Genomic DNA, 22,574 nt, shown 5'->3' with positions numbered 1-22,574 from the left:
GATGCCGAAGACGGGAGCGCCGACACCGCGGCCTGAAAAGGCCCTTTCCATGCGGCCCGATGCGCGCGCGATGATCCAGCGGGCGCGTCGGCTGCGCCGGACGATGTCGAACATCGAAAATCGTGTCTGGGGATTTCTGCGCAACGGGCACCTGGAGGGGCTCAAGTTCCGTCGCCAGCATCCCATCGGGCGGTATGTGGTCGACTTCTACTGCCACGAGCGCCGTTTGGTGATCGAAATCGACGGCGCCTCGCATGCGGGACAGCATGACGCGGACCGGGTCCGCGCGCAATGGTTGAGCGACCACGGATTCCGGGTGATCCGGTTTGCGAATGAGGATGTCCTGAAGAATGCGGAGGGTGTGCGGGCGGCGATTCGGGAGGCCTGCCGCGGGGCGGGGGCCCTCACCCGATTCGCCTTCGGCGAATCGACCTCTCCCAAAGGGAGAGGTGAACGAGCCAATCTTCAAGCGAATCGTAACACCCCAAATCCTTCGAACACGCCGGCAGGTTCATCATTCGCCGAAGGCGAATCGGCCTCTCCCAAAGGGAGAGGTGAACGAGCAGACCTTCAAACGAATCGTAACAACCCAAATCCTTCGAACGCGCCGGCAGGTTCATCGCCGATGATTGCATCCCATCGCAAGCACCCGGCCCCGGATATGTTCACCTCCCCCTCAGGGGGAGGTCGTTTTGCCGCAGGCAAAACGGGTGAGGGGTCGCTGGCGCCAGGTGCCCTCACCCGATTCACCTTCGGCGAATCGACCTCTCCCAAAGGGAGAGGTGAACGAGTGTCTATTCGAGCGAGTTGCGGTGCCCAAAGATCTCCGAACATGCTGTCAGGTGCATCGCCGATGAGCGAATCGCGTGGTGATCGCCGGGGTGCGGCAAGGTTCACCTCCCCCGCAGGGAGAGGTGAACGAGCAGGTATTCCAGTGGATCGCAGCATCCAGAGACCTTCGAACACGCTTCCAGTGAATCGCGGCGGGCGGGGAGTTCGGGGTCGTCACCAAGAGGAGTGATGAAGCTTTCGCGGCTGACAGAGTATGGCATCTCCGAGCGGTTTCTGGCGCGGTGGGGCGCGACGACCGGGGCGGAGTTGCTGGATTGGCAGGCGGACGCGGTGCGCGCGCATGATCTGTGCGGGCGCGGGAGTTTGATTGTGGTCGCGCCGACCTCGTCGGGAAAGACCTTCCTGGCGGAGGTGGCGGCGGCGGGTTCGTTGGCGCGGCGGCGCCGGGTGGTGTATGTGGCGCCGCTGAAGGCGCTGGTCGCGCAGAAGCACGAGCGTTGGCACGAAATCTTTGCCCTCCCCCCGCTGGGGTTTCGTGTGGCGGTCTCGACGCGCGACCGGCGCGGCGCCGACGGGCGTTTGCGGCGCGGGGATTTCGACATCGCGGTCACGGTCTATGAGAAGTTCCATGCGCTGTTGCTGTCGCACCTGGATCTGCTTTCGGCGATCGACCTGGTGATTTTCGATGAGCCGCAACTGTTGGGCGATGCGCGGCGCGGGCCGGTGGTGGCGTCGCTGTGCGATGTGCTGGCGGCGGCGGCACATCGGCCGCGGGTGCTCCTGCTGGCGTCGCATCTGCCGCAGGCGGAGGCGTTGTCGCGCTATCTGCGCGCGCCGGTGTTGACGGTGCGGCGGCGTCCGGTGGAGCTGCGTCTCGGGGTGCTGCACGAGGGGCGGTTCCGTTTCCGCGAGCACAATTCCGCCGAGACCGGCGAGGAGACGCTGCCCTGGGACAGCACGTTGCCGGAGGCGGAGCGTCCGTTGGCGCTGCTGGATGCGCTGGCCGATCGCGGCGAGCGCATCCTGGTGTTTTGCCCGTCGAAATCCGACTGCCACCGTCGGGCGCAGGCGCTGGCCGAGCGCCGCGTCGCGGCGCCGGTCCTGACGGAGGAGGATCGCTGGGCGATTCGCAGCGGTCCCTCGCTGGCCGGGCCGTTGGCGCATTGGCTGGAGCATGGAGTGGGTGTGCATCACGCCGACCTGACACCGCAGCAGCGGACCTTGGTGGAGCAGTTGTTTGCGCGCGGGCAGTTGGCGGCGCTCTTCTGCACCGGGACATTGGCCTGGGGGGTGAATCTGCCGGCGACGGCCGCGTTTGTCGACGCGGAGAAATACAGCGGCGGGCCCTACACCGGGCATCCGGTGCCGACGCCGCTGGCGCGTCTGGAGTTCGAAGGCATGGCCGGACGCGCCGGGCGTCTGGGACTCTCCGGCAACGCGGGCGCGCCGGGGCGGGGTGTGCTCTGGAGCCACAGCGAGTGCGAAGCGGAGTTGCTGTGGCAGGCCTACATCGCGCCGGACGCATCGGCGCCGGAACCGGCGCCGATGGCCGCCTTTCCGCCGGAGCGGCGGTTGCTGGATTGGGTGGTCTGCGGTTTGGCGCGGCGATTGGAAGATGCGGCGGCGATCGCGGCCCGGTCGCCGTTTGCGGGCGCGGCGGCAGCGTCGTCCTCCGTGGAGGGGGCGTTGGCGCGGTTGGCGCGGGCGGGGTTGGTGATCGTGGATCCGGAGGGATATCTGAGTTCGACGCCGCGCGGGGCGATTGCGGCGACGGCGGGGATTGGCATCGAGACGGCGGCGGCGTTGACGCGGGCGCTGGATGCCGCCAGCGATTTTGATCCGGCGTTGTGGATCGCGTTTCTGGCGACGCGTCCCGAGGCGGCGGAGGCGCGTTTGACACAGCCGCCGCCGCGGGAGGCGGCGTCGGTGTGGCTGTCGCGTTTCGGCGAGGATTTCCTCACCGCGCTGGGGCGGCGTTTTGCGCACGATCCCGCGGCGGTGACGGGCGCGTTTGCCACGGCGGCGGCGCAGGCGCGCGCGATGCTGACGGCGCTTGTGCTCGACGATTGGATGCACGGGGTCGACACGCGGCAAATCGAGCAGCGGTACCGTCTGCCGGTGGGGCGTCTGGAGCCGGTGGCGGACACGTTGTCGTGGCTTTTGGAGACGGCGGGGGCATGGGCGCAGGCGACGCCGGCGACGGCGCGGTTTGCGCGCGAGTTGACACGCGCCGCCTTCCGGACGCGGCATGGCGTGCCGGAGAGCGCCGCGGCCTTGGTCGACGCGTTGGGCGGGCTTCTCCCCCGTCAGACGTTGTTGGAGCTGCTGGGGCGCGGCTGGGATGACCCGGCGGCGCTGGCGCAGCGTGAAGCGGCCGACCTGGCCGCGCTGGTCCCGGCGCCGGTGGCGGAGCGGGCGATCGCGCGCTGCCGCGCCTGGACGCAGAGGCAGATTGCTGAGACACCCGCGACGGAGCGCGGAATGCGGGATGCGCATTCGGCGGCCGGGCGCGGCGAGTTCCATATTCCCGATTCCGCGAACAAACGACAGGAGGAAGTCATGTCACCCATTCTGCAATTGGACGGCGCCGGGCACCGGGCGCGGATGTCGGTGCAATTGGAGGGGCGGACGCTGATGCTGCGGGCCAAGAGTTTCAAGTACCTGTTGGCGCTGGCGGCGGCGCGTTTGCTGACCCGCGACGGCTGGATCAACAAGACCGAGATCGAGCCGGGAGAGAATCAGATCAAGTACTTCTATCAGTTGCGGCGCGAGTTGAGCGCCGCCGGGCCGCGCGCCGACACGTTGATTGAAAACGACGGTTGCGGGCATTACCGGCTGACGCTGCCGCCGCAGGCGATCCGTTTTGATCTGCCGCGTCTGGCCACCCACCCCGATTGGGACATCCGCTCGCGGGCGGAGCAGTTGCTGCAGGCGGGGATGACGAACAAGGCGGCGTGAGGACAAAGATTGCTTCGCCCCGCATAAAGCGCGGGGCTCGCAATGACGGATGGGGAGTGCTAAAAAAGATTCCAAGCCGGCAAAGAGCGCTGGCTTGGAATGACGGGAATCGAGGGATCGTCGACGTGAGTTCCGACTGCCTCCGTCATTGCAGGTGAGGAGTTCGCCGGAGGCGGGCTTGCAATAGGGGCCGGGCTAAGAGCCGAGTTCCTTCTCCAGCCGTTTGATTTCCTCCTGCACCGCCTGGGTGTGCTCGGAGGGCGGCGAGAGGGCCAGAAACTTCTTCCAGGCCTCAAGCGCCTCGCGGTGATTCTTCAAATCGAAGCTCTGCATGACGCCGAGATTGAACCAGGCCTGCGAGAGCGTCGAGTCGATGGCGACCACGTGGCGCAGGACGACCACGGCGGTGTCGGAGCGCCCGACGGCGCGCAGCATGGTGGCCATGTCGGTCAGGACATGCAGGTCATCGGGGCGCAGTTGCAGGGCGCGGCGGTAGTGGATGATGGCGTCCTCGGGCATGTTGGCGTCGAAGTACATGTTCCCCAGCGCCGCCCAGGCGTCGAAGTTGGTGGAGTCTTTCTTCAGGATGTCCTGGATGTGCTCAATCTGGTGCAGGAGCTGTTCGCGCGCGGCGGCGGTGTCGGCCATGCCATCGGGGATGCGGCTGTTGGCGTCCTGGGTGGCGGCGACCTGCTCGGTCTTGGGCGGCTCCATGTTGGTCTTGATGATGTAGATGGCGACCACCGCGGCGAAGGCCAGCGCCGCGATCAGGATATAGCGATTCGACGACGATTGGGGCTCAATAGCCTCTGGCGTCGGCTGTACATTTTTCGCGCTCATGGCACCCCGCTCCGGACGTGTCAGCGTCCATCACCGCAATCCTACCGGATAATGAGTCTCTGGTCAACGGTTCGGTGACAAATCCATGCCCTGTCGGCCCTTAAGACTTTGGCGGCGGCGGCCGATAACAAGCACGAGGGCAGAAAACCGGGCCGTTTGATCCCAAAAGCGGCCGTCACACCATCCGGAGACCGTACGATGGCCAATCCGACCGATACCGAGGCGATGAACACGCAGACCGGCGTCAAGGCGGGGGATGAGACGCACATGCGCGACCTGCCGCGTCCGGGCAAAAACAGACCGACGGGCAAGGGGGCGACCACGGCGATCGAGCCGGTCGACCTGGAAACGCCCAAGACGGGGCCATCCACACGCCGACCCCTGACCGACGGCGTCATGCCGCCCACCGGGATCGCGCACTTGTCGGGACTGACGTTGCGGTTTCCATTCAACACGAAGATCGTGCCCGGCGAAGTCGTGGTGGTCGGACATAAACCGTTCGAAGTGCGTAAGGAGCGTGTCCTCACGCCGATGTGGATTGTAAAGGGGGTGGGGCTCTTGGTCTTGTCGGTGCTGGCGATAGTCGGGATCGCGTCGATGGTCAGCGGCCCCACGGGCGGCTCGGTGACCGGCGTGGTGGTGGATCGTTTGACCGGACGGGTGATCTCGAACGCGACGGTGACTCTGGACGGCGGCCAGACGGTGACCACGAATGCGGCCGGGCTGTTCATGGTCAATGGACTCAATGCGGGGAAATTCAAACTGACGGCGGTCGCGCCGGGATACGAGCCGCAAGCGGGCTCGGTGGTGCGAACCGACCGGAGTGATGCGCAACTGGCGTTTGCGCTCATGCCGATGGCGCTGGCCGGATCGTCGGCCCAGACCGAAATGGCGAGCGTGCCCGCCACCGAGGCGGCCGAGGAGAACGCCGACGCCGATGCGGCGGCGATGGCCTACGGCAACATCAGTTTGGAGACGGATTTCAATGATTACCTGGTCTTTGTCGACGGCGTGCTCTACGGCAAAGACGCCAAGAAGATCAAGCGCATGCCCGCCGGGGAGCACCGCGTGGTGATCCAGTTGGACGGGTTTGAAGACTTCTCGAAGAATGTGGAGGTCAAGGCGCGCAATACGCACACGCTGCAGGTGGCCAAAAGCGATCTGGTGCCGCGGGTCGACCCGATCAAGCGCGCCAAAGCGCATTTCGCCGAGGCCAAAGAAATGCTGGACCGCGGGCTGTACGCATCGGCCATCGAGAAATACAGTCTCGGACTCAAGGATGACCCGGAGAACGCGTCGGCCTTCCAGTATCGTGGCTGGTGCCAGTTCAGGGCAGGCAACGCCGACGCGGCGCGCGCCGACCTGCTGCGGGCGGCCGGCATGCATGCCAACGCCAATCGGTTTCTCGACGCGGTCGCCTGCGCCGGGCATCTGATTGAGATTGCTCCGACCGATCCGGAGGGCTACATGCGGCGCGCGAAGTACTTCACCCAGCTGCGTGAACACGACAAGGCGGTCAAGGATTGCGAGACCGCCGTCAAGCTGGAGAAAAAATCGGAGCGGACACACCTGGCGCTGGCGGAGGCCTGCTTCATTGCCGGGGACTACAAGCGCGCGGCCAAGGAGTACGACGCGGCGCGCAAGCTGTCCGACCAGCCGGCGGACGCGTATGTGCAGATGCTGATCTCCCTGGCGCGCGGCGGCGAGGATGACCAGGTGCGCAAGAAATACAAGGGATTCACCGACGTGGCCACCCCGGAGATGCAGAAGAAACTGCGCGACAATCCGGATTGGTTGCGGGTGCTGCAGATCGTCGATCCGACGAAGCGGTCGGAAGGGTAATCGGGAGTTTGATCAACCATGTCAGCCGGGCCCGGAGTTGTTCCGGGCCCGGTTTGTTTTTGCGACGATGCATGAAGAGCAGGCTCGGCGGAAGCCTCACCCTCCCCAATCTGGCGGCCGATTCGGGGTGGCGGGCATTCAATCAAGAAAGAGCAGGCTCGGCAGAAGCCTCGCCCTCCCCTATCTGACGGTCGATTCGGGATAGCGGGCATTCGATCACCAAAGAGCAGGCTCGGCGGAAGCCTCGCCCTCCCCTATCTTGCGGTTGTGAGCGTGGGTCATGAGCATTGGGACATTGTGGTGGTCGGCGCGGGAGCGGCCGGGTTGGCGGCGGCGATCTGCGCGGCCGAGGCGGGCGCCACGCGGCGATTGCTGCTCATTGAGGGGGCCAAGAAGCCGGGCGCGAAGATTCTGGTCTCGGGCGGGGGGCGCTGCAATGTCACCAACGAGCAGGTGACGCCGGAGGACTACTGGGGTGGATCGCGCGCGATCATCCGCAATGTGCTGGCGCAGTTCGATGACCAGCAGACGCGCCGGTGGTTTGCTTCGTTGGGAGTCGAACTGAAGCGGGAGCCGGAGGGGAAGTACTTCCCGGTGTCCGACCGGGCGCAGACGGTGCTCGACGCGCTGCTGGGGCGTGTCGGGCAGCTAGGAATCACGCTCTGGACGGGGACACGGGTGCGGGAGATTGTGCCGGAGGATGGGCGGATTGCGCTGGGTCTCTCCGACGGGCAGCGCATCGTGGCGCAGCGGGTGGTCGTGGCCTGCGGCGGACTGGCGTTGCCGAAATCGGGCAGCGACGGCGCCGGGCTGGAGATGATGCGCGCGTTGGGCCATGCGATTGTGCCGACGACGCCGGCGCTGACGCCCCTGGTGTTGCGTCGCGGGCCGTCCCTGGGCGGACGCTTCGCCGAGTTTTCCGGCATCGCCATCGACGCGACGTTGAGACTGTGCCGCCGCGGACACGCCAGACCCCTGGTGACTCAATCCGGCGCGCTGTTGTTTACGCATTTCGGGTTGTCGGGGCCGGCGGCGATGAATCTATCGCGCCACTGGCTGCGCGAGCGGCTGGAACATCCCCAGATCGCGCTCGACGTATTTGTCGGATCGTCGCAATTCGACTCAACCGAGCAAGCCGATGCGTGGCTTCTGGAGCAGACGCATCTGTTTCCGACACGCCATCTGGCATCGGCGCTGACCACGGTGTACCCGGAGCGATTGGCGGCGGCGATCGCCGGTGAGGCCAATCCACGGTTGTCGCAACTGGCCGCGCGCGATCGTCGCGAGACGGCGCATCTGCTGACAGCGCTTCCGGTGGAGGTCACCGGCGCGCGCGATTACAGCCACGCCGAAGCGACCGCGGGCGGTGTCGCGCTCAACGAGATCGATTACCGCACGATGCAATCGCGCAAGGTCCCCGGACTCTTCCTTTGCGGCGAGATTCTCGATGTCGACGGCCGGATCGGCGGATTCAATTTCCAATGGGCTTGGTCGAGCGGGTATGTCGCGGGACGCGGGGCCGCGCAGTTCTGAGCACCGGCGTTACTCTTGCAGGCAGAACAGCAAGCGGGGCGGGTCGCAAGACCCGCCCCGTTTCACGTCGGCATGTCCTCGGACGCTACTGTGTCGACTCCGGCGCGCGCAGCGTTTCCGACGAAATGGCGCGCACATAGGCGAACCGCTGATCATCGCCAACCTGGAGGATGATGACCTTCTTCGAGGGGTTGCGGTTGGGGCCGATGGTGATGTAGCCGGTGACGCCCTCATGCCGGGCATCGGCCAGCGCGGCCTTGATGCCGGCCGGATCCAGCGAGGCGGCGCGCATGGCGGCGCCCATCACCAGCCCGCCGGCGTCGAAGCCCAGAGCGGAGGACGTGTTGGGACGGCGTCCGAATTTCTCGCGGAAGGCCTCGACAAACCCGCGCACCTTCGCGCGGCGGACATCGGGGGAAAAGTGCGAGGCGATGAAAATCCGCGAGCGGTCGGTGATCGCATCGCCGGCGGCGGTAAACAGACCATCGGATTCCCAACCGTCGCCGCCGAGGAAGGTGAGGTTCTCGCCCAGCCGCTTGGCGCAGGCGATCACGCTGCCCGCCTCGGGATAGAAACCGGAGACCAGGACGGCATCGGCATGCAGCGACGCTGCCTGCTTCAGCAACTCATCGAAGGTGGTGGTCCCCTGACGGTAGCCGGACTGGTAAACAATCTCGCCGCCCAGTTCAATGAAGCGGTCGCGGAAACAGCGGGTGAATGAGACGGTGTAGTCGTGTTTGTCTTCGGTCAGAATGGCGACGCGGCGTAAGCCGAGGTCGGCATAGGCATACGCGGCCAGGCCGCGCGCCATGTCGGGATCGACAAAGCAAACGCGGTAAATCCAATCGCCAATGGCGGTGATGTCGGGCTCGGTGGCTTCGGGCACGATCAGCGGCACGCCAACATTCTGCGCCGCCACCGCGGCGGCCTTGGTGACCATGGACGTGTTGGAGCCGACTATCGCGATGGGCGAAAACTGGCGGACCAGCGTACGCACCCCCTCGGCGGCGAGGATCGGATCGGACTTGTCATCGAAGACCTGCAGGGTCACCGGGCGGTTGTGAATTCCGCCCTCGGCGTTGGCTTCCTCCAGGGCGATATCCAGCCCGGCCAGGCATTCCTGGCCAAAGGCTGCGTCGCGTCCGGTCAGCGAAATGACCGCGCCGATGACAATCGGCTCGGTGGATTGGGCCAGGGTCGCGGGGGCGCCCAGCACCAGCAATGCAAAAGACGCCAAGCACCAAGACATCCATTGTGGGCGGCGTATCATCGTCGACCTCCTTATCTGACCTCACTAAAAAGATCGACGCGAAGCCGGGCTTTTGCAAGCGGGATTGTCTGGCCGGATGTCACGAAATCGGACCCCACCCGGTCCATGGCCGAACGCGCCACTGTCTGCGGCGGGGAGCCCGGGCTTAGAACCAATCGTCGATATAGCAGACACGCGCGGGGAAGGCGCGCGCCAGTGTCTCGAACGCCGCGCGCGGACCGGAGAGACGGCCCAAGCGCTCGAGCGCGGCCGCGTCACGATGGCCGGAGTAGAGCACGGCCAGCGAGGCGATATCGATCCGGGCCTTGCCGGCGCCGGCGGTGGTCCGTGTCACCTTCGCCTCTCCCCCGCGCCAGCGGATGCGCCAGAGACCATCGTTCCACGGGCTGGTGTCATCGCCTTTGACCCGCAGCACAACTTCCGCGTCGAGGTCGGCGGTGAACGGGCGGCGTTCGATCGCAGCCTTCAGGTCGACCAGCTTGAGCATCATCTTGGGTTTGAGCGCGACGGGGATCCGCTGATCCATCAGCCGGTCATGGAGCGGGACATCGGTGGGCAGATACCACTCGATCTTGCCGTGCTGGTCGCGATGGGCGCGCACGAATTGCAGGATGGCATCGAAGGAGCCCTGATCGGTCCAGACCGCCTGCATGATGGTCAGCCGCGACTCGCGGCGCAGATCGGCCGAAATGGCGGGGTTGGGCTTGTCGAGATGGGTGATGATATACCCCGCCGGCTCCTGCCCGCGCAGAATCAGGTAGTGAAAGCGCGGTCCGAAGGGCGAGTTCATATAGCGGATTTTCCAGTAACGTTCGCCGCGGTTTACGGTCCCGAAGTAGCGGGCGCTGTACCGGCGGTGCAGACGGTCGAAAGTCTTCCACTCCTTGTTGCCGTCGACGGGCGCAACCCGATAGCCGCGCGGTTCCAGTTCGGCAATGGCGCCGGGCTGGAGCTGACAGTCGTGGTAGTAGAACACATCGCCGTAACCCATGCGCGCATAGAAGACCGGCTTAAAGGGCATGAGCACGGCCAGCGGGATGCCTTCCTTTTTCATCCGCTGGTGGGAGGCGGTCATCAGTTTTTTGGCCAAACCGAGGTTGCGCGCCTCGGGGCGCGTGGCCACCACCGAAATGCCCGCCATGGGCAGGTGCGCGCCGATCACATTCATCTCGAAGGGAATGCCCCACATCGCCGCCACCAGGCGCGGCCCGTCGAAGGCGCCCATGGTGCAGTCGAGGTGCGGGCCGATGAAGTTGGCGTAGTAGGGTGTGTACTCCGGTGAGAAGGAGAAGCAGTAAATGCAGAGCTCCATGTACTGCTCGAGCTCCGCTTTGGTGCGCAACGGCCGGATGGTGATCATGGTGTCCCTCGCTGGGTTGGTGCGGGAAGAAAGGGATGAGGGCGGCCGGTCCACAATCAAAATCCCCTCTCCCCTTTCAGGGGAGAGGGGATTGGGTGATTATCGATCGCACCGGCGAAACCGGACGGCCGCGCTGTTACCAGGGCGCGGGGAATGACGCGCCGATGCCCGGGCCGAGGAGGATGGCGTTTTCCAGGAGACGGCGGGTGCCGTGGAAGTAGGCGCGGAAGAACGGTTCATCGGCAAAGAGGATGAGCTGGCCTTTGCCCATCGATTCGCGCGTGCAGTAGGCGGTGTTGGCCCAGCGCTCGCGGGCTTCGGGCCAGAGGAGGCCGGAGAGGCGCATCTGGTCGGGGCCGGCGATGCGCGCGGCGACTTGCACCGGATCTCTTGCCAGGAGGGCGTTGCGCGAATTGATCATCGCGCTGGCGCGTCCGCCGGTTCCAAAGCAGAGCCAGTGTTCGGTGTTGAGGTTCAGCCGCATGATGACGCCCTGCGGGCCGAAGGTGCGCGCCTTCTCGTTGCGTTTGGCCAGTTCCTCGGACGAGGGTTTCTCGGCCGGTTTGGCGGCGGAGGCCGGCGGCGTCACGCCGCGCCAGACCGCGTTGGTGTCAACCGTGGCGCTCGCGGCGGCGCGTTCCTCGAGGAACGCCTGTTTGTAGTCGCCGAGTTTGTCGAGGACCTGGCCGTATTCGCGCGCCTGCGAGAAGCCGGCGGCGGAATCGGCGAGGAAATACGCCGGCTCATTGACCGCAATCAGCGTGCCCCCGGCCTGCACCCACTTCTTGAGCGCCGCAACCCCCTGCTCGCCGAGGGCCTCCTTCGGATTGCCCCAGGTGTTGGGAATGATGAGCACGTTGTAGGCCGACAGGTCATACGAATCCAGCGCATTGATGTCGAGGAGCGAATGGATGACGCCCAGCCGCTGATCGATCTCGTACCAGAGCCAGCCGGCGCTGGTGAAATCGACCTGCGGCCCCCAGAAAAGGCCGATGCGCGGCGCGCGCAATAGTTCCCAGAGATCGGAGCCGAGGTCGATGCCGGAGGAGGAATAATTGCTGGAAGTGCCGAGGATGGTCACGCCAGTGGCGCGGGCGATCGGTTCGAGTTTGGCGGTCAGATCGGGACCATTCTCGCCGCGGCGCGCGATGAGCGTGCCGGCCTCGTAGGGGACATTCTGATGCACGAACGGTTTGGTCGCCACGCGCACACTGAGGCCCGCGTCGAGCATCATCACCAGCGCCGGCATGGCGCGGTCATCGCCGGCGGCAAGGAGAAAGCCGTAGGTCGCATCGGGGTTGAGCAGTTTCCCTTCCGACGGAGCCGGCGCTTCGGCGATGTCGGCGGCGACGCCGGGGCGCGATTCGGCGTAGGCAATGTCGAGATCATAGGCCTGCGCCAAAGACCAGCCCGAGACTTCATACATCCGCGTGCCCTCTCCCTTTTCAAGCGAGCGGCGTTCCTCCTCGAGGAATGACTTTTTCAGGTGCGGGTCGAACTCCAGAAGCGCATGCGCCAGCAGCGCTCGCGGCTGATTCATCGGGATGATATAGGTCCCGGCGGGGTAGGTGCGGCTGGCGCGTTCGCCCTGCGCGGTGATCACCGCGGCCTGGAAGGAGGCGGCGGCTTTCTCGACGCGCAGGCCATGGCCCCGGACGGTGGCCAGGAATTCGGCCTCGCGTCCGGGATTGTTGCCGGCGGCGAACAGGTAGGCGCCGCGCAGTCCCTCGCGGGCGCGTCCGAGGGCGCCATCGCGGTGGAAGTTGGCGAAGTCGGTCAACAGCGCGCGGCGGTTCTTCGCGGTGGTGGCCAGATTGGCGAAGGAACTGACCGCCTGTTGCGCCACGGCGCGCGGGTAGTCATGCACCGAGCCATCGGGGCGTTTGACCGATGATCCTTCGGCGCCGGCCTGTTCGTAGAGGATGCCCAGCGCGCCGGTAAAAAGACACCAGGCGGAGCCATATCCGGGATACCATTCCTCATGCCAGTCGCCGGTGTAATAACTCCAGCCGCGCTTGTCGAACTCGGCGCCCTGGTCGGCGGCGAAGACATCCCACCAGCGCAACAACTCGGGCGTGATGTTGTGATTGAGCGGTTCGCGGCCGGGCGAGAAGAGATAGGTGGAATAGGAGCCCATTTCGTGGGCATCGACCACCACCTGCGGGTTCCACTGATTGAGGACATTGACACGCGCCCTGGTCTCCGGATGGACCAACGGCAGCCAGTCGCGGTTGAGATCGAAGAGGTAGTGATTGCCGCGTCCCCACGGCCAGAAGCCGCCGTGCTGCAGATCGCCGGCGCGTGTGGAGGGGACCCGTCCGTTCCAGGCGAAGATCTGCGCGAGGAAGCGCTCGCGGCCGTCGGGATTCTGGCTGGGATCGATCAGGACCAGCACGCTGTCGAGGATCATCTTCGTTTCGGGATCCCGCGCGGCCAGCAGATGATAGGCGACCCAGAGACAGGCATCGACGCCGGAGATTTCATCGCCGTGGATGGAGTAACCCAGCCAGACGGCCGCCGGCGTCGCGGCGAGGATGGCCTCGCGGCTGGGCACGACGCCATCGGACGAGGGATTGGCCAGCGCGGCGAGATCGGCGCGAATCTTTTCGCGGTTGTCGAAGTTTGTCTGCGAACCGATGATCATGCAGTAGAGCGGCCGTCCCTCGTGCGTCTGCCCGGTCTCGAGCAATTCGGCGCGCGGCGAGAACTCATCGAGCGTTCGCAGGTACCGGATGACTTCCTCGTAGCGGGCCGGACGCGAACCGAGCGGATAGCCGAGCACCGACTGCGGGGTCGGGACGGCGGGATCGTAGGCGATCCGGGCGAAGTGATCGGCGACGTTGCCGTTGTTCAGAAGCGGCGGGGCCGCGAGGGCAGTGGCGGTGACGGCGACCGTCGCGGTGACGGCGACGACAAAACGTACGGCGATGTTCATCTGACTCTCCTCAACGTGGTCCGCGTTCCAGCGTGGGGCGCAATATCGGCGGTGGCCGGAGACGATTCAATCAATTGTTGACGCCGGAACGTCCGGGGCGAACAACAACGGGCGGCTCCGGTGAGGAGTCGCCCGTTGGCAGCGCGCGTTTGTGCCTGCTACTCCTCGGCCGAGACGAAGGCCACATCGCCGAGATTGAGCGACTTGATGCCTTCTTCGATTTTGGCGCGATCGCCGACGATCACGATCAGGAGCGCGTCGGGATTGATGTGATTGGTCGCGGCGCGGTTGGCGGCGGCCAGATCGACGGCGTTGACACGCGCGGCGAAGGTCTGCCACTCATCGAGAGGCAGGTCATAGGCGAACATCGTGCTCATGCCGCCGGCCACGGCGCCGATCGATTCGAACCCGCTGGGGAACGACTTGATCAGATCGTTCTTGGCGTCCTCGAGCTCCTCGGCGGTGACGGGGCGGGTGGAGATGATGTCACGCAGTTCCTTGACGAATTCAAAGACGGCTTCCTTGGTGTTCTGGGTCTGGACCTGGGCGGTGGCCAGGAAGGGGCCGGTGCCGCGGCGCGGCGCGAAGTTGCCGAAGGCGCCGTAGGTGTAGCCCTTGGCCTCGCGCAGGTTCATGTTGATGCGGCTGGTGAACTGCGAGCCGAGCACGTTCATCATGACGCGAATCGGCATGTAGTCGGGATCGGAGCGCTTGATGCCGGCGTGGCCGACCATGATCGCGCTCTGCGGCGCGCCGGGCTTGTCGACAATCACGACCTGGGTCTTGGTGATCGGAGCCGGGTCGGGGATGTTGACCACCGGGGCGGGCGCGGTCGAGGTCCAGCCCTTGAAGGCCTTCTCGAGGGCGGCCTTGGCTTCGGCCATGGTGATGTTGCCGGCCACCGCGATGGCGGCGTTGGACGGCACATAGTTGGCCTGATGGAAGGCGATCAAGTCATCACGGGTGATAGCGTTGATCGAGGCCTCGGTGCCGGAACCGGTGAAGGGGCGTCCATACGGGTGATCGGCGCCATAGAGCGTCCGGAGGAAGGTCTTCTGCACCACGGTGTTCGGCTGCTTGCTTTCCTGCGCGATGCGTCCCATGTACATCTTCTTCTGCCGGTCGAGCTCTTCCTGCGGGAAGGTGGGATTCATCAGGATGTCGGCCATGAGCGCGTAGCCGCGGTCGAGGTACTTCTTCAGCACGTTGAGCGACACGCTCATGTTGTCGAACGACGAGCCGGTGCCGAGGTTGGCGCCGATGCTTTTGGCCTCCTCGGAAATCTGCAGGGCGGTGCGTGTCCTGGTGCCCTCGTCCATCATGTCGGAGGTCATCGAGCCGACGGCGGCCTTGCCGGCCGGTTCGAGCGCCCAGCCACCCTTGAAGACGATGTTGGTCTGAACGAGCGGAAGTTTATCGTCCTGCACCAGCCAGACTTCGACGCCGTTGGAGAGTTTGTCCTTCTGGATCGTCGGCGGCGTGAACTGCGGATCGGCCGCGGCGGTCGGCTTGACGGTGCGGTCGACTTTGTCCTCGGCGGCGACATAGGTGCCCTGCGGGAGGACATGGAAGATCACGCGGCGGTCGAGATCGATCCAGCGCCTGGCGGCGGCGTTGACGCCGGCGACGGTGGCCTTCTGGTAACGGTCGAGGTCCCACTGGAACATGTCGGGATCGCCGAGGAAAACGTTGTATTCATTCAGCTTGTCGGCGCGGCGTCCGAGATCTTCGAGCGAGCGGACGAAGCCCGCCTCCAACTGCGCCTGGGTGTTGGCCAGTTCCGTGGCGGTGATGCCCTCGGCGAGGATCTTCCTCAATTCGGCATCGAGGGCGGCCTCGAGTTCGGCGAGCGTGTGCCCCTCGCGCGCGGTGGCCTGAATGATGAAATTGCCGCACAGCTCCGAGGAGGACTGGAAGGCGGCGACATCCTGCGCGATCTGCTTGTCGTAGACCAGCGACTTGTAGAGGCGCGAGGTCTTGCCGTTGGTGAGCGCATTGGCGAGAATGTCGAGTTCGGCATCGCCCGGAGTGTAGTAGCCGGGGCTCGGGAACGCGTAGTAGACGCGCGCCAGCGAGACGGCGTCTTCCATCTGGCCGCGGCGGATGCCGTCGAGCTCGGGAATCCACGCCTCCTTGCGCATGATCGGCTGCCCGGCCGGGAGTGGGGCAAAATACTTTTCGATCAGGGTCTTGGCCTCGGCCGGATCGAAGTCGCCGGTCACGCAGAGCGAGGCGTTGTTGGGGGCGTAGTAGAGCTTGAAGAAATTCTGCACGTCCTCCAGCGAGGCCGCCGAGAGGTCTTCCATGTAGCCGATGACCGGCCAGTTGTAGGGATGCTCCTCGGGATACATGAGCCAGCCGAGGTTTTCCCAGACACGACCGTAGGGCTGATTGTCGACGCCCTGACGGCGCTCGTTTTTGACCACATCGCGCTGGTTGTCGAGACGCTCCTGGGTCATGGCCGGCAGGAGGTAGCCCATGCGGTCGGCTTCGAGCCAAAGGGCGAGCTCGAGGTAGTTGCTCGGCACGGTCTCATAGTAGTTGGTGCGATCCTCGGTGGTGGAACCGTTGACCTCGCCGCCGACTTTCTCCAGCGGGGCGAAATAGTCGGTGTCGTGGTGCTGGGAGCCCTGGAACATCATGTGCTCGAAGAGGTGGGCAAAGCCGGTGCGCCCCTTCTCTTCGTTCTTGGAACCGACATGGTACCAGATGTTGACGGTGACGGTCGGGATGGTCTTGTCGACATGCAGGATGACATCCAGACCGTTGGGGAGTTCATACTTCTCGTGGTTGATCGGCGGCAAGTCGGCCGAGAGGGCCGGTGTCGCGAAGGCGATCAGCAGGGCCAAGGCGAGCGCCCAACGAGCGGACTTCATGCGGACTCCTTTTGGTGATTGGTTATTGATCATAAACAAATTGTCACTCGATGCGCAGGACAGAGCAGAAGGATAGCCAAAAGCGGTCATCATCCGCCAGAGGCAGATTGAAGCGATCGGCGAGGCGATGGGCCGTATCCTGATGCGTATCAACGGATACAGCACGACTTGTGATGTAATAGTTTATGAAGCGTGTGTCACACGCCTGGCAGTTAGACGAGACTCGCCTGCGGAAGTTTCGCGTTATGCGCGGGTTTTTTGGGGGGCCTCGGCGAACCCCGGCGGTTGATCATGGCCGAGTGTTTCGGCCACCAAGGCACAGAGTGCGTCCAATCGAAATGGCTTTTGCAGCAGGGTGTGGCCGGCCCCGAGAATCTTTTCGCTGACAATGTCGATGTCCGCGTAGCCGGACATGTAGATGACGCGAATGTCCGGTCGGTCGAGGAGCAATCGGTCAACGACGTCCGGACCATTGAGGCCCGGCATGATGACGTCGGTGATCACCAATTCGATCGCGCTGTTATGCCGTCGGGCCAGATCGATGGCCTCCGCGCCGTTGGCGGCCGACAGGACCGCGTAACCGGACATGGCCAACGTCTGCTTAACGAGCTCGCGAACACCGTCTTCATCTTCGACGATCAGCACCGTCTGGCCCTGTCCCGCGCGGGCGACACGCCGCGGCTCCATCTCGTTCGGGGCTTGTTCAAGCAGGTGTTGGCTGCGCGGCAGCAGGATGACAAACGAGGTGCCGCGGCCCGGCTGGCTTTCAATCTCAATGTGCCCGCCGCTTTGCTTGACAATGCCATACACGGTGGAGAGTCCCAGACCGGTCCCCTTGCCGTAACCTTTGGTGGTAAAAAACGGCTCGAACACGTGACTGCGAGTGGCTTCGTCCATCCCGATGCCGGTATCTGCGACTTCCAGCCACACATAGTCCCCCGCTGATATGCCGGAGGCATTGGCGGAACCGGACGCGGCCACGGTTCTGTTGCCGGTGCGAATCAGCAGCCGCCCGCCGGCAGGCATGGCGTCGCGCGCGTTGACGACCAGGTTCATGAGGACCTGTTCAATCTGGCCGGGGTCGGCGAAGACGGGACCGGCGGCGGGGTCCAGTTCGGTGACGAACTCGATGTCTTCACCGATGAGTCGTTGCAGCATTTTCTTCATGCTCTCGACGGTAGCGTTCAGACTGAGGGGACGCGCTTCCTGGACCTGACGGCGGCTGAAGGCGAGCAGCTGCCGCGTGAGCGCCGAGGCGCGGAGGGCGGCAGCGTCGATCTCGCGCACCGGTTCGATGAGCGGGCTTTGCGGATCGACCATGGCCAGGAGCAACTCGCTGCGCCCCATGATGACCGCGAGGATATTGTTGAAGTCGTGCGCGACGCCGCCGGCGAGCCGTCCGATCGCCTCCATCTTGAGGGCCTGGCGCAATTGCTCTTCACTGGCGCGCAGGGCCTCCTCAGCCTCTTTGCGCCTGGTGATATCGGTGGCCACGCCGAGGAGCCGGTGAGCGCGGCCGTCGGAAGACACCAGCGGGCGCTTGATGATCTGCAGCCACCGACGGCGCCCATGGGAGTCAGTCACGACCTCCTCGGACACGAACCGTTCCTGCAGGGTCTCCATGACGAACGCATCATCGCGGCGAAACGCCCCGACCTCTTCCTCATTCGCATTGAAATCGGCGTCGGTTTTGCCGACCAGATCCTCGACGGTGGCGCCATAGACGTCGGCCATGGCCTTGTTGACCAGCACGAATCGTCCCTCGCGGTCCTTGACGAAGATCAGGTTGGGATCGATGTCGATGATCTGCCGGAGGAAGGCATGCTGGCGTTCGAGTTCGACCTCGGCGCGCTCGCGCTCGACGATTTCGCATTTCAAGGCCTGCGTGCGGTCTTCGACGCGTTCTTCCAGGTGGCGGTTGTAGTCATGGAGTTCCCGTTGCGCGTCCTGAAGGCTCTCGACCATGTTATTGAACGCGCCGGCCAGCCGCCCCAGTTCGTCGCGGGTGCGGGTGTCGGCGCGCACGGAGAGATCGCCGCGGGCGATCTGCTCGGCCGCCGCCACGATGCGATCCAGCGGAACGGTGATCAATGTGCTGATAGCATAGACGACGGTTAAGCCGCCGAGGAAGATCACTATACTGATCATGCCCATGGCGCCGCGGCTGGCGGAGACGAGATCGTTCAGCTGCCGGCCGTCGAATCCCATATACAGATCGCCGATGCGTTGTCCATTGAATTCGATGGGCGTCATTGTGCGATAGTGCGACTTGTTCGCGGTGAACGCGCCGATGCCGGCAACTTCACGGTAGCCCAGTAGCCGCGCTTGGGCCAGCCGGACGTCGGCGAACGGTTCTCCGCTGGAATCGACAATAACGACGTAATCGACCGTCGAATCGCGCCGGGCGCCGCTGGCCACTTCCTGGCAGGCCTCGCGGTCTTCGAAGTACAACGCGGCCCCGGCGCTCTAGGCGGTCATAGCGGCCACGCCGTGTGCGCGTGCGATCAGGGCCTCGGTGGCCTGGACTTCCAGACGCGCCGGGAGGTAGACATAGACGAACAATGCGATCACCCCGATCAGCGCGGACAGCGCGATGACCAGCTTGGACCGGATGCTGATCTCTGAGGCGATGCGGAAGACGGCCCGGAGTCGTTTCATGATGTTATTCCTTGTCCACGATGCGTGCGAGTTTCAGCAGTTGCGAAGAGAATTCAATCCCTTCCGCGCGCGCACCCGCCATATTGATCACGATCTGGGGTCTCCCGCCGCTGACATCGAGACCGATCGAAACGCCGGCCTCAATGTACTCAAGTACGCCGGTGCAGGTGACGACGCCGCGCGCGCGCGTCGCGCGCAACAACTGCTCCAACCCGAGAGCGCGGAATGGTGTCAGGTAGCAGACATCGAGGTCGAGCGCGGACAGAAGCGAGTCCCAATCGGGCTTCCCATTCAACGGCACGGGAACCAGACGCGTCGTCTGACCGGGACGCGGCGGGACGATGAGTTTGGCCGCCTGTTCCAGAATCGCCTCCATCGCCGTGACCGATGCGCGGTAACGCGGTTGATACAAGACGCCGATGACCAGTTCGTCACCGGCGCGATCCTGCAGGCGACGATCGGCGCTGAGGATTTTAAGCAAGAGCGGCAGTTGAACCTCGGCCGGCAGCGGCATGTCCTGCGGCTGTGCGATCTGCGCTGTAAGAACGAGCAAGAAGGCAATGGCAACCAGCGGCACCACGGGCCACCGACACGACGGCGCGCGTCTGTCTGCCCGCCCCGCGTGGCACCGATCATGTCGCGTCTTCGTCGTCATCGTCGGGGCTACAACGTCAACCGCAACCGGGCGAGGACGTTGCGCCCGTTCTGTGTGATCGCCGGCTGACGATGCTCCAGTCCGCCCGGCGTTTGATATTCGGCATCAAAGATGTTGTTCACGGCAATGGTGAATGAGACGCGCGAAAGGTGTATCGGTGAGCGACGCGTACACGATGCTGCACGGGGTTTCCAGCCCCTTGCCCCGTGAAAGTGCAGGTGCTTTGCTGAGCTCAGGATCGCATTGCCGCCTCGTCGACCGACAGGCGGCGCCCCGGGCCTACTTCTCGCGATTGTCCAACCGGGCTTTCAACTCTTCGATCTGACGTTGCTGTTCCTTCATGCCCTCGATGAGCAGGGGCACGAGCCGGGCATAATCGACGGCGAGGTGGCCATCGGACATCTCGACGACGGCCTGCGGCGCAACGTCTTGAACTTGCTGGGCCAAGAGCCCGATCTGCTCACCATCGGACCAGTGGCGCGCCTCGACGACGTCTTCGCGCCAGCGGTAGCGCACGGCGTCCAGGTGCTTCAGGGAATTCAGGGCGCCATGCAACGGGCGGATGTCCCGCTTCAAACGCGCGTCGGAAGGACAGGCGATGTTGTTGGCGCAGACATTACCAGTCACGTCGAGATTGGTCAAGACCGACACCTGACCGACCGCCACTTTCAATTTGACCGCGCCGAGGACGGCGATCAGCAGTTGGTCGGGAAACGACGGTTCATCGAAATCGATCGCCGCCATGTCGGTTCCGGTGGCGTGTTTGAACACGAGGGTCGAGACAGTGCCCGCCGGTCCGGTGAGCGACAGGCGCGAGCCAATGCCTATGGGGTCGTGATCAAGCGTCATGCGCGTGGCGTTGCCGGTCGTGCGGAACTGGAGGGCGCGCACCGAACCGGAGGCATAGATGAGCCCGCCATCGGCCACGCTGCCGGGATGGCCGAAGAGGATTCCCTGTTCGGTGTTGGGAGGGGTCAGAATCGAGAGGTAACCCACGCTGTCGCGTTCGAAAACCGAAATGGAATTCGGACTGGCCGTGACCGCTCCGGCGCTGCCATCGAAAACATGCAGGTATCCCTCCGGAGAGTTGGTGCCCAGTCCGATGCGTCCCTGACAACCGACGATGAAGTGTCGTGGGGCGAGCGATTGGAGCGCGCCGACAGGATCATCATTCCAGACAAAGGACTGATCGCCCGAAGCCCAGGCATTGACACCGCAGGCGAAGGAATTGGCGCCGCCGGCGATGTTGGCGGTGCCGCCGGGGATGGTCGAGCGATAGCCGGTGGCCTGATTGTCATAACCGCCGCCGATCGTCGCATCATCGGATGTCGCCAGATTTTGGAATCCGCCGGCGATGGTTACTGACGCGCCCGACGTGCGGTTGAGAGCGCCGCCGCCGATGGTGTTGAAGGGCCCGGTGGCTTTGTTGGAATTGCCGCCAGCAACCGTTGCCCCGGGTCCCGATGCCGAATCGAGGGTGCCGCCGCCGACGGTGGCATCGGTGCCGCTGGCGATGTTGCTGTAACCGCCCCCGACCGTCGACGAGAGGCCAAGCGCTTTGTTACCGCGCCCGCCAGCCACGGTGGCCCGGTCGCTGCCGGTCTCATTGTTGGCGCCGCCGCCGACGGTCGCGCGCAGACCGTACGCCGTGTTGCCGCCTCCTCCACCGACATGCGCGGAGTCGGAAAAGGCGATATTGTCTTTGCCGCCGGTTGCCGACGAGTAAGCGCCGCGCGCGAAATTGTCGGCGCCGGCGCAGAATCCCTGCTGGCCGGTGTTGGTGTGCCCGGGGCCGATGGCCAATTGCGTGGTGATCGTGCCGCCAGTGGCGCCATCAACCGTTGATACACGATGCGCGTATGGGCCCGTTACCAGTCGCACCCGCGGCAGCGTCGTGCCATCGACCGTGATCTCCAGCCAGCGAACCGTGTCGCTGAAGACCGCATCGGTCAGCGGGACCGCCGCGCCGAGCAGTCCGATCCAGAGACCGGCGGCGTCGCTGGTCAGCGTCTGATTCTCCCCGGCCCCGTTGGGCCAGATTTCGTTGCCGAGCGTGGGGGCATCGAAAACCTTGAAGGTGAAGTTCTTCGATCCGGCCGGCAGCGGACTGCCGGACAGATCGGTCAGTTTGCCCTGCACGGTGATGCTGGCGGGCACGGCGGCATGCGCCAGTAACGGCAACAGCAAGAGCGCAATGGGTGTCAATCGGATGGTGAATCGCATCGGGACCTCCTATCAATCCGCCCTGATATGAGCAAGCAAACACTCCGAATTCATCAATCGCCATTCCGTGCGCGTAGCCGCGCCAGCTCGCCTTCCAGCGATTCGATGCGGCGGATGAGTTCCTGAATGGCGGCCAGCGCGACGCCATCGGCGTCGACCTGGGTGATGTGGCGATCGTCCTCACCAAGTCCGAAGGCGCGTCGGAAGTCCTGCGCCATGGGTCCGAGGTGGCGGACGCTGTCATCCTGGGCGATGTAATTCCACTCGGCGATGCGCAGGGCGGCGAGTTGGCGGAGGATTTCGGCGCCGTCGACGTCGCGGATGTTCTCCTTGACGGCGCTGTCGCAGATACTCGCCCACGATCCGCCGCCGGCGGCAAGCGTCACGCCCTGTGTGGGGGCACCGCCGGCGCTGATGGCGGTCACGAAGCGCGCGCCGCCGAGGCAGCGCGCCGAGAAACTGTTATTGGCCAGCGAGACGAAGTCGAAGGGGTTGTTGTCGGACCAGACATAGGCGCCGCTGTGATTGGCTTTGGCCTGACGTCCCGCGGCGAAGGCGAACTGGCCCGCGGCGGCGTTCGAGCCGCCGCCGGGAATACAGGCCCAGTCACCGGTGGCGCGGTTTAAATCGCC

The 22,574-nt window shown here is 64.8% G+C and carries 14 protein-coding genes; 4 read left to right on the top strand and 10 right to left on the bottom strand.

Translation table 11 applies throughout. The features are described 5' to 3' along the window. Position 1: 1 nt before the first annotated feature. Positions 2 to 1,021, top strand: a complete 1,020-nt coding sequence (locus VNN55_06880) for a DUF559 domain-containing protein (GenBank protein HWO57273.1) — start codon at positions 2 to 4, stop codon at positions 1,019 to 1,021. Further along, entirely contained in the window at positions 1,021 to 3,750 is a 2,730-nt protein-coding gene (locus VNN55_06875; GenBank protein ID HWO57272.1) for a DEAD/DEAH box helicase, read from the top strand. The genes VNN55_06880 and VNN55_06875 overlap by 1 nt, the downstream gene beginning before the upstream one ends. A gap of 195 nt (positions 3,751 to 3,945) precedes the next feature. Here VNN55_06875 and VNN55_06870 read toward each other — a convergent pair whose 3' ends face one another. After that, positions 3,946 to 4,590, bottom strand: a complete 645-nt coding sequence (locus tag VNN55_06870; GenBank protein HWO57271.1) for a tetratricopeptide repeat protein — start codon at positions 4,588 to 4,590, stop codon at positions 3,946 to 3,948. Positions 4,591 to 4,788: 198 nt separating this feature from the next. Between VNN55_06870 and VNN55_06865 the strand changes: the two genes are divergently transcribed. Together VNN55_06865 and VNN55_06860 are read left to right on the top strand one after the other, a co-directional pair. Beyond that, positions 4,789 to 6,432 carry a carboxypeptidase regulatory-like domain-containing protein gene (locus VNN55_06865; GenBank protein HWO57270.1) on the top strand — a complete coding sequence of 548 codons (1,644 nt, stop codon included), beginning with the start codon at positions 4,789 to 4,791 and terminating at the stop codon, positions 6,430 to 6,432. A gap of 273 nt (positions 6,433 to 6,705) precedes the next feature. Beyond that, positions 6,706 to 7,965 carry an aminoacetone oxidase family FAD-binding enzyme gene (locus VNN55_06860; protein HWO57269.1) on the top strand — a complete coding sequence of 420 codons (1,260 nt, stop codon included), beginning with the start codon at positions 6,706 to 6,708 and terminating at the stop codon, positions 7,963 to 7,965. Positions 7,966 to 8,050: 85 nt separating this feature from the next. Here VNN55_06860 and VNN55_06855 read toward each other — a convergent pair whose 3' ends face one another. The 9 genes from VNN55_06855 to VNN55_06815 all read right to left on the bottom strand — a co-directional run. Continuing rightward, positions 8,051 to 9,202 carry an ABC transporter substrate-binding protein gene (locus VNN55_06855; protein HWO57268.1) on the bottom strand — a complete coding sequence of 384 codons (1,152 nt, stop codon included), beginning with the start codon at positions 9,200 to 9,202 and terminating at the stop codon, positions 8,051 to 8,053. A 178-nt stretch (positions 9,203 to 9,380) separates the two neighbouring features. Then, positions 9,381 to 10,595, bottom strand: a complete 1,215-nt coding sequence (locus tag VNN55_06850; GenBank protein HWO57267.1) for a GNAT family N-acetyltransferase — start codon at positions 10,593 to 10,595, stop codon at positions 9,381 to 9,383. Between the two features lie 136 nt (positions 10,596 to 10,731). After that, the gene (locus tag VNN55_06845; GenBank protein ID HWO57266.1) at positions 10,732 to 13,530 is read right to left on the bottom strand and encodes a M14 metallopeptidase family protein; all 2,799 of its coding nucleotides are present in this window, start codon (positions 13,528 to 13,530) and stop codon (positions 10,732 to 10,734) included. 158 nt (positions 13,531 to 13,688) lie between these two features. Beyond that, positions 13,689 to 16,406 carry a pitrilysin family protein gene (locus tag VNN55_06840; protein HWO57265.1) on the bottom strand — a complete coding sequence of 906 codons (2,718 nt, stop codon included), beginning with the start codon at positions 16,404 to 16,406 and terminating at the stop codon, positions 13,689 to 13,691. 243 nt (positions 16,407 to 16,649) lie between these two features. Continuing rightward, positions 16,650 to 18,824 carry an ATP-binding protein gene (locus VNN55_06835; protein ID HWO57264.1) on the bottom strand — a complete coding sequence of 725 codons (2,175 nt, stop codon included), beginning with the start codon at positions 18,822 to 18,824 and terminating at the stop codon, positions 16,650 to 16,652. 48 nt (positions 18,825 to 18,872) lie between these two features. After that, positions 18,873 to 19,064, bottom strand: a complete 192-nt coding sequence (locus VNN55_06830; GenBank protein HWO57263.1) for a hypothetical protein — start codon at positions 19,062 to 19,064, stop codon at positions 18,873 to 18,875. Between the two features lie 4 nt (positions 19,065 to 19,068). Beyond that, positions 19,069 to 19,641 (bottom strand): YfiR family protein, encoded by a 573-nt coding sequence (locus VNN55_06825; GenBank protein ID HWO57262.1) that lies wholly within the window; start codon positions 19,639 to 19,641, stop codon positions 19,069 to 19,071. A 357-nt stretch (positions 19,642 to 19,998) separates the two neighbouring features. Next, entirely contained in the window at positions 19,999 to 21,942 is a 1,944-nt protein-coding gene (locus tag VNN55_06820) for a tail fiber domain-containing protein (protein ID HWO57261.1), read from the bottom strand. Positions 21,943 to 21,995: 53 nt separating this feature from the next. Next, positions 21,996 to 22,574, bottom strand: a 579-nt coding sequence (locus VNN55_06815) for a tail fiber domain-containing protein (GenBank protein HWO57260.1), incomplete at its 5' end; no start/stop codon positions are given.

It is taken from the genome of bacterium (assembly GCA_035559435.1).
Taxonomy (GTDB): domain Bacteria; phylum Zixibacteria; class MSB-5A5; order WJJR01; family WJJR01; genus JACQFV01.
This window is presented reverse-complemented; position numbering and strand designations above follow the sequence as displayed.